Source organism: Bacillus sp. NEAU-Y102 (assembly GCF_054788175.1).
Window position 1 is genome coordinate 1 of sequence record NZ_JBTWFK010000026.1, and the last position, 13,205, is coordinate 13,205.

10 protein-coding genes, 9 tRNA genes and 2 rRNA genes are annotated in these 13,205 nt (G+C 37.4%); 20 read left to right on the plus strand and 1 reads right to left on the minus strand.

Features of this window, described 5'->3' with window-relative positions; translation table 11 throughout:
• From ACYFX0_RS30660 to ACYFX0_RS30755, 20 genes are all read left to right on the plus strand, one after another.
• Window positions 1-119, plus strand: a 23S ribosomal RNA gene (locus ACYFX0_RS30660); the annotation flags it as partial.
• Window positions 120-209: 90 nt separating this feature from the next.
• A 5S ribosomal RNA gene (gene rrf, locus ACYFX0_RS30665) occupies window positions 210-325 on the plus strand.
• Window positions 326-334: 9 nt separating this feature from the next.
• Window positions 335-409: transfer RNA gene (locus tag ACYFX0_RS30670), tRNA-Asn, on the plus strand.
• A gap of 4 nt (window positions 410-413) precedes the next feature.
• Window positions 414-486, plus strand: a tRNA-Thr gene (locus tag ACYFX0_RS30675).
• A 21-nt stretch (window positions 487-507) separates the two neighbouring features.
• Window positions 508-582: transfer RNA gene (locus tag ACYFX0_RS30680), tRNA-Glu, on the plus strand.
• A gap of 5 nt (window positions 583-587) precedes the next feature.
• Window positions 588-663 (plus strand) — tRNA-Val (locus tag ACYFX0_RS30685).
• A gap of 16 nt (window positions 664-679) precedes the next feature.
• Window positions 680-763 (plus strand) — tRNA-Tyr (locus tag ACYFX0_RS30690).
• A gap of 65 nt (window positions 764-828) precedes the next feature.
• Window positions 829-903: transfer RNA gene (locus ACYFX0_RS30695), tRNA-Gln, on the plus strand.
• A gap of 5 nt (window positions 904-908) precedes the next feature.
• Window positions 909-984, plus strand: a tRNA-Lys gene (locus ACYFX0_RS30700).
• 5 nt (window positions 985-989) lie between these two features.
• Window positions 990-1,061 (plus strand) — tRNA-Gly (locus ACYFX0_RS30705).
• Between the two features lie 10 nt (window positions 1,062-1,071).
• Window positions 1,072-1,144 (plus strand) — tRNA-Ala (locus ACYFX0_RS30710).
• A 117-nt stretch (window positions 1,145-1,261) separates the two neighbouring features.
• Window positions 1,262-2,407, plus strand: coding sequence for a glycerate kinase (locus ACYFX0_RS30715; RefSeq protein ID WP_106082496.1), 1,146 nt, complete (start codon window positions 1,262-1,264; stop codon window positions 2,405-2,407).
• Window positions 2,408-2,620: 213 nt separating this feature from the next.
• The gene (gene rocF / locus ACYFX0_RS30720; protein WP_000711565.1) at window positions 2,621-3,514 is read left to right on the plus strand and encodes an arginase; all 894 of its coding nucleotides are present in this window, start codon (window positions 2,621-2,623) and stop codon (window positions 3,512-3,514) included.
• A gap of 248 nt (window positions 3,515-3,762) precedes the next feature.
• Entirely contained in the window at window positions 3,763-4,584 is an 822-nt protein-coding gene (cdaA, locus tag ACYFX0_RS30725) for a diadenylate cyclase CdaA (RefSeq protein ID WP_001115692.1), read from the plus strand.
• Window positions 4,577-6,070 carry a CdaR family protein gene (locus ACYFX0_RS30730; RefSeq protein WP_106103627.1) on the plus strand — a complete coding sequence of 498 codons (1,494 nt, stop codon included), beginning with the start codon at window positions 4,577-4,579 and terminating at the stop codon, window positions 6,068-6,070. Before cdaA ends, ACYFX0_RS30730 begins: the two co-directional genes overlap by 8 nt.
• Window positions 6,063-7,409, plus strand: coding sequence for a phosphoglucosamine mutase (glmM, locus tag ACYFX0_RS30735; RefSeq protein WP_000521478.1), 1,347 nt, complete (start codon window positions 6,063-6,065; stop codon window positions 7,407-7,409). Before ACYFX0_RS30730 ends, glmM begins: the two co-directional genes overlap by 8 nt.
• A 288-nt stretch (window positions 7,410-7,697) precedes the next feature.
• The gene (locus ACYFX0_RS30740; RefSeq protein WP_001206405.1) at window positions 7,698-7,883 is read left to right on the plus strand and encodes a hypothetical protein; all 186 of its coding nucleotides are present in this window, start codon (window positions 7,698-7,700) and stop codon (window positions 7,881-7,883) included.
• Between the two features lie 12 nt (window positions 7,884-7,895).
• Entirely contained in the window at window positions 7,896-9,698 is a 1,803-nt protein-coding gene (gene glmS, locus ACYFX0_RS30745; protein WP_000334155.1) for a glutamine--fructose-6-phosphate transaminase (isomerizing), read from the plus strand.
• 260 nt (window positions 9,699-9,958) lie between these two features.
• Complete coding sequence (locus tag ACYFX0_RS30750; RefSeq protein ID WP_142399160.1) at window positions 9,959-11,923, plus strand: S9 family peptidase; 1,965 nt, start codon at window positions 9,959-9,961, stop codon at window positions 11,921-11,923.
• Window positions 11,924-12,030: 107 nt separating this feature from the next.
• The gene (locus ACYFX0_RS30755) at window positions 12,031-12,597 is read left to right on the plus strand and encodes a DUF4256 domain-containing protein (RefSeq protein WP_000147385.1); all 567 of its coding nucleotides are present in this window, start codon (window positions 12,031-12,033) and stop codon (window positions 12,595-12,597) included.
• A gap of 66 nt (window positions 12,598-12,663) precedes the next feature.
• On the opposite strand, the gene ACYFX0_RS30760 is transcribed toward ACYFX0_RS30755, so the two are convergent.
• A partial coding sequence (locus ACYFX0_RS30760) for an IS3 family transposase (protein WP_460270783.1) occupies window positions 12,664-13,205 on the minus strand: 542 nt, incomplete at its 5' end.

A 13,205-nucleotide genomic window follows, 5' to 3' on the forward strand; every position in this document is an offset into this window, starting at 1 on the left:
AGATTTCCCATAGCGTAAGCTAGTAAGATCCCTGAAAGATGATCAGGTTGATAGGTTCGAGGTGGAAGCATGGTGACATGTGGAGCTGACGAATACTAATAGATCGAGGACTTAACCATATAATATGTAGCAATGTTATCTAGTTTTGAAGGAATATATATTTAAAATTCCTTTTGACATTCTGAAAAGAATGTGTATAATGATAAAAGTCTGGTAATGATGGCAGAGAGGTCACACCCGTTCCCATACCGAACACGGAAGTTAAGCTCTCTAGCGCCGATGGTAGTTGGGACCTTGTCCCTGTGAGAGTAGGACGTTGCCAGGCTTGTATTGTTCCGCAGTAGCTCAGCGGTAGAGCTATCGGCTGTTAACCGATCGGTCGTAGGTTCGATTCCTACCTGCGGAGCCATTATGCTTCCATAGCTCAGCTGGTAGAGTACTTCCATGGTAAGGAAGAGGTCACCGGTTCAAGCCCGGTTGGAAGCTTGGAAAAGTTTTTAAATTTTTGGCCCGTTGGTCAAGTGGTTAAGACACCGCCCTTTCACGGCGGTAACACGGGTTCGAATCCCGTACGGGTCACCACTTTTGGAGGATTAGCTCAGCTGGGAGAGCACCTGCCTTACAAGCAGGGGGTCGGCGGTTCGATCCCGTCATCCTCCACCATATATGTTTAAATGTCGGAGGGGTAGCGAAGTGGCTAAACGCGGCGGACTGTAAATCCGCTCCTTCGGGTTCGGCAGTTCGAATCTGCCCCCCTCCACCATTTTCTTTAAAATAACCTGAAAGGGTTTATTTTTTTGAGAAGATAACCATACTAGTAAATATTAATGGGCTATAGCCAAGCGGTAAGGCAACGGACTTTGACTCCGTCATGCGCTGGTTCGAATCCAGCTAGCCCAGCCATTTACGAGCCATTAGCTCAGTTGGTAGAGCATCTGACTTTTAATCAGAGGGTCGAAGGTTCGAATCCTTCATGGCTCACCATTTTCGCGGAAGTAGTTCAGTGGTAGAATACAACCTTGCCAAGGTTGGGGTCGCGGGTTCGAATCCCGTCTTCCGCTTTATTACTAAGGGGCCTTAGCTCAGCTGGGAGAGCGCCTGCCTTGCACGCAGGAGGTCAGCGGTTCGATCCCGCTAGGCTCCATCTAAATAGAAAAAGCTTACATCATACGATGTAAGCTTTTTTGTGTTTAAAAAGACAACTTTTATATTTATCGTTTAAAATGAAGAAAACGTAAAAATAAGGGATGGGGGGATAATTGTGAAAGTTGTTATTGCATCTGATTCATATAAAGAAAGCCTAAAAGCTATAGAAGTATGTGGAGCTATTGAAAGAGGTTTTAGAGCGATTTTTCCTAATGCAGAGTATGTGAAAATACCAATTGGAGATGGAGGAGAAGGGACGGTTGAATCACTTGTTGATGCTACAGGGGGGAGAATTATATCAATTAGTGTGACAGGACCGCTTAGAGAAGGTGTACAAGCTTTTTATGGCATTTCTAAAGATAAAAAGACAGCGTTTATTGAAATGGCAGCAGCATCAGGATTACAGCACGTTCCAGTTGAAAAGCGCAACCCACTTATTACAACGACAAAAGGAACAGGAGAACTTATATTACATGCGCTAGATCAAGGAGTGGGGTACATAATTTTAGGACTTGGAGGAAGTGCTACAAATGATGGTGGGGCAGGTATGTTAGCAGCTTTAGGAGTAAGATTTATAAATGACAAGGGTGAAGTAATAGATCCATCTGGAGGCACATTACATTCAATTGGTGCTATTGATTTTTCACAACTGGACCCACGCTTAAAGGGAGTAAAGATAGAAGCGGCCTGTGATGTGGATAATCCATTAGTCGGAATGCAGGGGGCATCTTTCGTATTTGGGAGACAAAAGGGTGCGAATGTAGAGATGATGAAAGAGCTAGATGAGAATTTAAAACATTACGCGAATATCCTTAAACGATATGTATCTTTTGATGTATCTGAAATACCTGGTGCAGGGGCAGCAGGAGGAATGGGAGCGGCTGTTATTTCAGTGTTAAAGGGAGACTTGCGAAGGGGCATTGAAATTGTATTGAATTATACAAATTTCGATAAACATATAGAAGATGCAGATCTCATTATAACTGGTGAAGGTAGAATAGATGAACAAACTGCATATGGGAAGGCTCCTGTTGGTGTTGCGGGGCGTGCGAAACGTTTTTCTGTGCCTGTAATTGCTATTGGAGGGTCTGTATCATCTGATTATCCAGCTGTTTACGAGAAAGGAATAGATGCGGTATTTAGTATTACAACAAGACCGATGACACTAGAAGAAGCATATAGAGTAGCAGAAGAAAATATTGAAATGACAACGAAGAATATTGCAGCAGTATGGAAAATAGCGTCAGAAAAACACTTCTAAATGTAGGAGTGTTTTATTATTATTATTATTTGATAATAGTGATTGCGATTGTTTCATTAAGTTAACTTTATACATAGAATAGTCTTGAAATTTGATTTTCAACGTGAATATAAGTGAATAAATTGTATATCCATACAAAAAAATGTCGAGTTGAGTCAGACTATATAAAAGATTTAAAATATTTAGTGAAGGCATAAAAGGGGGATACTATCTATGAAAAAAGAAATTTCAGTTATTGGAGTTCCAATGGATTTAGGACAGATGCGTCGTGGAGTTGATATGGGACCGAGCGCGATCCGTTATGCAGGGGTAATTGAAAGAATTGAAGAAATTGGATATGACGTTAAAGATATGGGAGATATATGTATAGAGAGAGAAAAAGAGGTAGATGAAAATACAAAATTAAGAAACCTTACACAAGTTGCAACTGTATGTAATGAATTAGCAAGTAAGGTGGATCATATTATAGAAGAAGGTCGTTTTCCACTTGTATTAGGTGGTGACCATAGTATTGCTATCGGTACATTAGCTGGTGTAGCCAAACATTATAAAAACTTAGGTGTTATTTGGTATGATGCACACGGTGATTTAAATACAGAGGAAACTTCACCATCTGGAAATATTCACGGTATGTCACTTGCAGCAAGTTTAGGTTATGGACATTCTTCACTTGTAGATTTATACGGAGCATATCCAAAGGTGAAAAAAGAGAATGTTGTAATTATCGGTGCGCGTGCATTAGATGAAGGAGAAAAAGACTTCATTCGCAATGAAGGTATTAAAGTGTTCTCGATGCATGAAATTGATCGTATGGGGATGACGGCTGTTATGGAAGAAACAATCGCATATTTATCTCATACTGATGGTGTACACTTATCATTAGATTTAGATGGTCTTGATCCTCATGATGCACCAGGTGTTGGAACGCCTGTAATTGGTGGTCTATCTTATCGTGAAAGCCACTTGGCGATGGAAATGTTAGCGGAAGCTGATATTATCACATCTGCTGAATTTGTTGAGGTAAATACGATTTTAGATGAGAGAAATAGAACGGCAACAACAGCAGTTGCTTTAATGGGTTCTTTATTCGGTGAAAAACTAAAATAAATGTAAGAAAAGCAACTGAGAAGTTGCTTTTTTTATTTGAAAATAGGCGTATAATAATGATTTATATTATACTGTAAGATAAAAATGTTTGACATCTTACCAATTTGAGCTAAAGGGGGTTGTTTGTAATTGTCGTTTGTTTCATGTATGGTATAATTAACTAGTTGTTGGAAATACATACAGATAGAGCATAAAACAATATTTCAATATATGGATAGAATTGCTCGTAAGTAGGAGGAAGGGATAGCATGCCTTTTGAAGATACGACCATTTTGAAATATCTTAGTACGGCATTAGATATTGCCATTGTATGGTTTATTATATATAAGCTGATTCTCATAATCCGAGGGACGAAAGCTGTTCAACTTTTAAAAGGGATTACAGTTATCATTGTCGTTAAGATGATTAGTATTTTCCTTGAATTGCATACGTTATCTTGGCTAACTGAACAAGTATTAACATGGGGATTTTTAGCCGTTATTATTATCTTTCAGCCAGAATTGCGAAGAGCACTTGAGCAGCTAGGGCGCGGGAGTTTATTTTCGCGTGGTGGACCGCATGAGGATGATGAACCTGAAATGGTTGCAACAGCGATAGCAAAAGCAACCGAATATATGGGGAAACGTAGAATTGGTGCATTAATTACTTTGTCAAAAGAGACCGGTATGGGTGATTATGTGGAAACGGGTATTCCGCTGAATGCAAACGTATCATCGGAATTACTTATTAATATTTTCATTCCAAATACACCTCTTCATGACGGAGCGGTAATTATGCAAGGAAGTACAATTAAAGCAGCAGCATGCTATCTTCCATTATCAGAAAGTCCGTTTATTTCTAAAGAATTAGGAACTAGACATCGTGCTGCAATGGGAGTTAGTGAAGTTACTGATAGTATTACAGTAGTTGTGTCTGAAGAAACTGGTCAAATTTCTTTAACGAAAAATGGTAAGTTGCATCGTGATTTGAAGACAGAACAGCTGAAGGATATGTTATTAGCTGAATTTAGTGGGAACGAAAAAACGACTTCTTCGTCTTTATGGAATTGGAGGAGAAAGCGTCATGGATAAGTTAATGGAGAATCATTGGTTTTTAAAAGGGATCTCATTACTATTGGCGTGTATGCTTTTTATGTCAGCGACGTTAACTGAAAAAAATACGACATCAGGTATATTACCTTTTGCAAATGATACGAAAGAAACATTAACTAATTATGCGATTAACCTTAAGTATGATGAGGAGAAATATATTGTAAGTGGTATTCCAGCAGAGGGCGTTAAGGTGAAGTTAGAAGGCCCAAAAGCATCAGTTGCTACAGCAAAAGCAAAAAAACAATTTGACATACCAATTGATTTGCGAGATAGTCCAAAAGGAACTTATGAGATTTCTTTAAAAACGAACGGGCTTCCAGATGATGTGAAAGGAACAGTTCAGCCATCAACAATTAAAGTTACTCTTCATGAAAAGGCGAGAAAATATGTTCATGTAGATTTGAAATTATCAAATGAGGATCAGATGCCAGCGGGGGCTACTCTCGAAAAATCAAGCCTTAAACCGGATACTGTTGAGGTAGTTGGGACGAAAGAAGAAATTGAAAGCATTTCATCTGCCAAAGCGTATGTTGATTTAAAAGGTGTTAATAAAACTGTTACAAAAACGCCCGAAGTTACATTATACAATAAAGAAGGAAAACGTTTAAATGTAAGAACAAGTCCATCTAAGATTAGTGTAACGTTGAATGTGGCAACGCAAACTACAGCCAATAATACTGAAAAAACTGTTCCTGTAACGTATACGAAGAAGGGGAGTTTAGCAGAAGGGTTGGCAGTTACAAATATCAGTGTCGAGCCGAGAGAAGTAACGATAGCTGGTCCAAAAGATATTTTGGATAATATACAATCGCTAGAGGGGGTCGAAGTAGATTTTAGTCAATTGACAGAGTCTACAACATTCGATGCCTCTGTTTTATTACCCAAGGGTGTAACAAGTGCAAAACCGAATCAAGTGAAGGTTTCGGTGGGAGTACAAAAAACAAAACAAACGAAAACAAAAACGATTGATGGTATCCCAATCCAAAAAAATGGACTTTCTAAAGATGTTACGGCTCAGCTAATTTCGCCGCAAGATGAAAAGATAAGTGTTGATATTTCAGGAGAAGCAAGTATAGTAGATAAAATAACAGCTGCTCAAATAACAGCGGTAATTAATCTGCAAAATGTATCTTCAGGGACGAAAGATATTTCTATTCAAGTGAGTGGTCCTGGTAATATTTCAATAGAGCCAAAACAAAAAAGTGCTAAAGTTACTATTGTAAAGAAAGAAAAACCAGATAAAGAAGTACAGGGTAACGGTCAACAACCGGATTCAAACACCAATCAAGAAAATCAAAATGAGAAGCCAAAAAATCCTGAACCCGATCCAGAAAAGGAAACGGAACAGGAAAATAATCAAAACCAAAATCAAGATAAAGATAAAGATAAAGAAACTAGTCAAGAACCAACAGTAGATAACCATAATCAAAAAGAGCAAGAAAAAGGAGCGAATCATAATGGGTAAATATTTTGGTACAGATGGAGTACGCGGAGTTGCAAATAAGGAGTTAACACCTGAATTAGCTTTCAAAATTGGGCGTTTTGGTGGTTATGTATTAACAAAAGATACAGATCGTCCAAAAGTAATTATCGGTCGTGATACACGTGTATCTGGCCATATGTTAGAAGGAGCTTTAGTAGCAGGTCTATTATCAACTGGAGCAGAAGTAATGCGCCTTGGCGTTATTTCTACACCGGGTGTTGCTTATTTAACAAAAGCACTAGACGCACAAGCGGGTGTTATGATTTCTGCATCTCATAATCCAGTACAAGATAACGGTATTAAATTCTTTGGTTCAGACGGCTTTAAATTAACAGATGAGCAAGAAGCTGAAATTGAAGCTTTATTAGACAAAGAAGTTGATGAACTACCACGTCCAACAGGTACTAACCTTGGACAAGTGAGCGATTACTTTGAAGGTGGACAAAAATATTTACAATACATTAAACAAACTGTTGAAGAAGACTTCTCTGGCCTACATATCGCTTTAGATTGTGCACATGGTGCCACATCTTCTTTAGCTCCATACTTATTTGCAGATTTAGAAGCTGATATTTCAACAATGGGGACTTCACCGAACGGTATGAATATTAACGAAGGCGTAGGATCTACACATCCAGAAGTATTAGCTGAATTAGTAAAAGAAAAAGGTGCTGACATCGGACTTGCTTTTGATGGCGATGGCGACCGTTTAATTGCTGTAGACGAAAAAGGAAACATCGTTGACGGTGATCAAATTATGTTTATTTGTGCGAAATACATGAAAGAAACTGGTCAATTAAAACATAATACAGTTGTTTCAACTGTTATGAGTAATTTAGGTTTCTACAAAGCACTTGAAGCAAACAATATTACAAGTGATAAAACAGCAGTTGGTGACCGCTACGTAATGGAAGAGATGAAACGCGGTGGTTACAACTTAGGTGGAGAACAATCAGGCCATATTATCTTACTTGATTACATTACAACTGGTGACGGAATGTTAAGTGCACTTCAACTTGTAAACATCATGAAAATGACGAAAAAACCATTATCTGAGCTTGCAGGAGAAATGACGAAATTCCCACAATTGCTAGTAAACGTTCGTGTAACAGATAAAAAATTAGCATTAGAAAATGAAAAAATTAAAGAAATTATTCGTGTTGTAGAGGAAGAAATGAACGGTGATGGCCGTATTCTTGTTCGTCCATCTGGAACAGAGCCACTTATTCGTGTAATGGCAGAAGCACCAACACAAGAAGTTTGTGATGCATTTGTACATCGCATTGTAGAAGTTGTGAAAGCTGAAGTTGGCGCTGAATAATTAGCTGAATTTATATGAAAAAGGAGCACAATAAGTGCTCCTTTTTCATATGTTTTATAGACGATGAAAAAAATTTCATTGACGGTTTATCCATGTTTGTTATAAGATGGTCTTGTTCTTTTTCTCAAAGGAAATATTGTAAATTATAAAAGCGCCAGAGCTACAAATAGTGTAGTTGACGAGGTGGGGTTTATCGAGATTTCGGCGGATGACTCCCGGTTGTTCATCACAACCGCAAACTTTTACTTAAATCATTAAGGTGACTTAGTGGACAAAGGTGAAAGTGTGATGAGAGAAGAGGAACGGATGAAAACTAGCTGTATAAGTATATACGGACTTAAACCCAATCGAGAGGAAGGTGAAAGCCGTTACAAGCTTACAGGGCTAGCAATATGTAATCCGTTTTTTAGTATAAATAAAAATGGTATCGGACTATGTCGTTACATGTTCGCAGAGCAGTGTAAGCATTTGTAACGGCGACTAAACATGTGTGGAATCGTAGGATTTATTGGAGAGCAAGATGCAAAGGAAATTTTATTAAAAGGTTTAGAAAAGCTAGAATATCGTGGATATGATTCAGCAGGTATTGCAGTACAAGCAGAGAACGGTGTTGTTGTATACAAAGAAAAAGGCCGTATCGCAAAACTTCGTGAAATCGTAGATGAGAACGTAGCAGCAAGCGTAGGTATCGGACATACACGCTGGGCTACACACGGTGTTCCAAGTAAAGTAAACGCGCATCCGCATCAAAGTACATCAAAACGCTTTACACTAGTTCATAACGGTGTAATTGAAAACTATGAATTAGTGAAAAAGGAATATTTACAAGATGTAACGTTCGTAAGTGAAACAGATACAGAGATTATCGTACAGCTTATGGAACAACAAGTGAGCACAGGATTAAGTGTAGAAGAAGCGTTCCGTAATACGCTATCTCTTTTACATGGCTCTTATGCAATCGGATTACTTGATGCTGAAAATCCAAACATGATTTATGTTGCTAAAAACAAAAGCCCGCTATTAGTAGGTGTTGGTGACAACTTTAATGTTGTGGCAAGCGACGCTATGGCGATGTTACAAGTTACAGATCAATTTATTGAGTTAATGGATAAAGAAATCGTAATCGTAACGAAAGAAAGTATTACAATTAAAAACTTACAAGGTGAAACGATTGAACGTGCACCTTTTACAGCGGAATTAGACGCAAGTGATATTGAAAAGGGAACATATCCTCACTTCATGCTTAAAGAAATCGATGAGCAACCACTTGTAATCCGTAATATAATTCAAAAGTATCAAGATGAAAATGGCGAAATTGAATTAAATCAAGACATCCGCAATGCGATTTTAGATAGCGATCGTATTTACATCATTGCATGTGGAACGAGTTATCATGCAGGTCTTGTTGGAAAACAATTTATCGAGAAGTTTGCAAAAATGCCAGTTGAAGTACATGTAGCAAGTGAATTCTCTTACAACATGCCATTATTAACAGAAAGACCATTCTTCATTTACATTTCACAAAGTGGTGAAACAGCTGATAGCCGTGCAGTACTTGTACAAACAAATGAAATGGGTCATAAAGCATTAACAATTACAAACGTGCCTGGTTCTACTCTTTCTCGTGAAGCTGATTATACACTTCCATTATACGCTGGACCAGAAATTGCAGTTGCATCAACGAAAGCTTACACAGCACAGCTTGCAGTACTTTCAATTTTAGCAGCTGATATTGCTAAAGCAAAAGGTGAAGTTCTTGATTTCGATTTAACACACGAACTAGGACTTGTAGCAAATGCAATGATAGAACTTTGTGATCAAAAAGAAGAAATGGACGCATTAGCAAAACAATTTTTAGCAACAACGCGTAACTGTTTCTTCATCGGACGTAGCGTAGACTTCTACGTAGGATTAGAAGGTGCGTTAAAACTAAAAGAAATCTCTTACATCCAAGCAGAAGGATTCGCTGGAGGAGAGTTAAAACACGGTACAATCGCTTTAATCGAAAATGGTACACCAGTTATCGCACTTGCTACACAAGAGCACGTAAACCTTGGAATTCGTGGTAACGTGAAAGAAGTAGTAGCACGCGGTGCTAACCCATGTATCATCTCAATGAAAGGCTTAGAAATGGAAGGTGACAGCTTCGTATTACCAGCTGTCCACGAAGCACTAGCACCGCTAGTAGCAGTTATTCCATTACAACTTATCTCATACTACGCAGCACTTCACCGCGAGTGTGACGTTGATAAGCCACGTAACTTAGCTAAATCTGTTACTGTTGAGTAGGAGATTGGTAGGTTAATAAATATAGTTATAGCTTTAAAATAAATTTACAAATTTGCACCCCTTTAGATATTTTATCTAAAGGGGTGTTTTTGTGCCGAAAAAGAACATCTAGAATTGGTAAGTGGATAGAACCCTATAGATTAATGTTTCACTTTTATTTATCTGAATTTTCCGTTATTATTTTAAGTATCTGTGAAAAATCTCCTTTATTACGACAAAAAGAGACGAGAGATTTATGGACATTTCAAGGGGGGATATTGATGAAAGTGAATAAAAAAACATATCTAAGTATAGAAGAGATTATTTCATTACCAACCTTATCAAGTACAAACATAAGTGATGATGGTAAAAACGTAGCGTTTGTTAAGAAGACGGCTAACTGGAAAGACAATACATATAGGAATCATGTATGGATATATGGAAAAGAAAAGGGACAGAGTTGTTTATTGATAAATGGAGATATAGAAAGTATATGCCCATTATGGTCTCCAAATTCTAGGGATATAGCATATCTTAGCCCCGTTGGTAATGGGAAAAATCAGATCTTTGTTAAGTCACTAGATGGTTATGAAGGGGTTCAAATTACTGATGAGAAAGAAGGAGTCAGTACATTCAAATGGGGTCCTACTGGCAAGGGTCTTTATTATGTTACGCAGTCAAAAGAATGTGTGGAGATAAAGAAGCGTAGGGATCTATATGGAGAGTTTCAACATATAGGTAAGGAACACCAGAATAATTGTTTATATTACATTGAAATAGAAAAGGTGATACAAAGTGATACATATGAACACGAGAAAAGAGTTGTTTATCAATTAACTGATGGTAAGGATTTTCATATCCATGAATTTGATATTTCAAATGATGGGAAGAAGATTGTGTTTATGGCGACACCAAGCTCAAATATGGCGGATTATATAAATGGAGATTTATACATACTCCATACTAAAGCTGGAGAGCTACAAAAGCTGAATGTGGATAAGTTGTTGGGCGGTAGCGTCTGCTTTTCTCCTGAAGGCAGTAAAATATGTTACACAGCAAGCATAAGAGAGAAGGATTACTATAGAAACCATATACAAGACAGTACGTTAGAGGTATATGATATAAATACAGGAGAGGTAATTCAACCTGTAACAGATTTTGATAGTACTGTTATGCCATTACAGTGGACAGCTAAAGGAATTTTAATTAGATGGCAGGATAAAACGAATTATCGTATTGGATTACTAGCTGAAGATGGTACTGTAGAAGCATTAAGCGAAAAAGTAGATGGCTTTATAATGGATGCTTCTATAACAAAGGATGGAAAACATATATCCTATAATAAGGCTATAACAAATGAAACCTTTGAAATCTATTTAGACGATAAAAAAATAACGGATGAAAATAACTTTTTCAAAGGGAAACTTAAAAGTAACAGGGAAATCATCTCATGGAAAAGTAGTGATGGTCTTGAAATAGAAGGTGTTTTATCAACGCCAGTAGAGTTTGACGTAAATAAAAAATATCCTTTATTAGTAGTAATTCACGGCGGTCCGGCTTGGGCATCCTTTCCGATATTTTCAGACTGCTTCAATGAGAAATATCCGATTGAACAGTTTATCGAAAAAGGCTTTATCGTTTTAGAGCCAAACTACAGAGGAAGTTCTGGTTATGGTAATGAATTTTTAAAAGCAAACTATAGAAAACAGGGAATCGCTGACTATGATGATGTTATATCAGGGGTGGATAAACTAGTTGATCAAGGGATTGTAGATAATGATAAAGTAGGAGTTATGGGATGGAGTAACGGAGGATATATATCAGCTTTCTGTTCTACATTTAGTAGCAGGTTTAAAGCTATTTCAGTTGGAGGCGGAATCACGAACTGGAGTACTCATTATGTAAATACAGATATCCCTTATTTTATTAGAATGTATTTAGGAAATACCCCATGGAATGATCGAGAGATATATACGAAGACATCACCTATGACGTATATTAAATCAGCTTGTACGCCTACCTTAATTCAACATGGGGAAAAGGATGCAAGAATTCCAATTACAAATGCATATGATCTATATCAAGGATTAAAGGATATGGAAGTTGATACAGAATTAATTATATTTAAAGGAATGGCATATAGTCCTAATCAGCCGGGAATGAATGTAGCTATTATGAAGCAGAATTTGATGTGGTTTTCACACTATATTCTTGGAGAGAGTGTAGAGGGTTTTAGGACTTTATAATGGATGTTTGTAAAAGACATAAGGTTGAAACGCTCTTCATATTGAGATGATTTATTATAAAATATATACTTAAACTACTATCCGTACACATATCAGGGAGGATTAATATGACAGGAAATAAAAATGACTTACTAGTAGAAAAACGTGAAGAGTTATTGAAAGTATTGAAAGCTCGTTTTGAGAAAAACATGAACCGCCATGAAGGTCTTGAATGGGCTAAAGTTGAAGCGAAGCTGACTACTAATAATGAAAAATTGTGGTCACTTAATGAAATGGAAGTAACTGGCGGTGAGCCGGATGTTGTTGGTTATGATGAAGAAAAGGACGAGTATACTTTCTATGATTGTTCAAAGGAGAGTCCTAAAGGCCGCAGGAGTCTTTGTTATGATCTTGAAGCGTTAGAATCAAGAAAAAAACATAAACCAGAAAATAACGTTATTGATGTTGCAAATGCTATGGGCATTGAACTATTAACTGAAGAACAATATCGGGAATTGCAAAAACTTGGGGATTTCGACATGAAATCATCAAGCTGGGTACAAACACCTTCAGATATTCGAGAACTCGGTGGTGCTCTATTTTGCGATTATCGCTTCGGACATGTTTTCGTGTACCACAATGGAGCAGACTCTTACTATGCTGCCAGAGGTTTTCGTGGCTCGTTAAAAGTTTAAATTAGGATAAATAAGAAAAAGAGCCTATACTGAAGTGACCCCTAAAAGTTAGACACGGTTATTTGATTAGGCAGCTTGATAAAAGTGAGTCCGGTATTGTACCGGGCTCATTTTTAATTTTGCCTTAATCCGTTTCGTATTATAATAATCTATATATTTTTCTAATTCTATTTTAAAGTGCTCTACATTTTCAAATTCTTTTATGTAGAGGAACTCCGATTTCATAATCCCAAAGAAATTTTCTATTACTGCGTTGTCGTAACAGTTGCCTTTTCGAGACATACTCTGGACGATAGCTCTTGATTCTAGTGTACGGACGTATTGTCTCATTTGATAATGCCATCCTTGATCCGAATGCATCAGTAGCTGGTGCGTTTCAGGTAAACGTTCCAATGCTTTCTCTAACATGTCTGAAACAAGCGAATACGTCGGTCTAGAACCAATTGTATAGGTAATAATTTCACCATTATACAAATCTAATACAGGTGATACATACAGTTTTTCTCCAAACAATTTAAACTCTGTGATGTCTGTTACCCACTTTTGATTCGGTGCATCTGTATGAAAATTACGCTCTAAAATATTAGGTGCAATTCTACCGACTTTTC

Excerpts from the sequence above, each read along its gene's own strand:
- cdaA (WP_001115692.1), top strand. The coding sequence starts at position 3,763 with ATGCCTTTTGAAGATACGACCATTTTGAAATATCTTAGTACGGCATTA.
- glmS (WP_000334155.1), top strand. The coding sequence starts at position 7,896 with ATGTGTGGAATCGTAGGATTTATTGGAGAGCAAGATGCAAAGGAAATT.
- rocF (WP_000711565.1), top strand. The coding sequence starts at position 2,621 with ATGAAAAAAGAAATTTCAGTTATTGGAGTTCCAATGGATTTAGGACAG.
- ACYFX0_RS30730 (WP_106103627.1), top strand. The coding sequence starts at position 4,577 with ATGGATAAGTTAATGGAGAATCATTGGTTTTTAAAAGGGATCTCATTA.
- ACYFX0_RS30740 (WP_001206405.1), top strand. The coding sequence starts at position 7,698 with ATGAGAGAAGAGGAACGGATGAAAACTAGCTGTATAAGTATATACGGA.
- ACYFX0_RS30755 (WP_000147385.1), top strand. The coding sequence starts at position 12,031 with ATGACAGGAAATAAAAATGACTTACTAGTAGAAAAACGTGAAGAGTTA.
- ACYFX0_RS30750 (WP_142399160.1), top strand. The coding sequence starts at position 9,959 with ATGAAAGTGAATAAAAAAACATATCTAAGTATAGAAGAGATTATTTCA.
- glmM (WP_000521478.1), top strand. The coding sequence starts at position 6,063 with ATGGGTAAATATTTTGGTACAGATGGAGTACGCGGAGTTGCAAATAAG.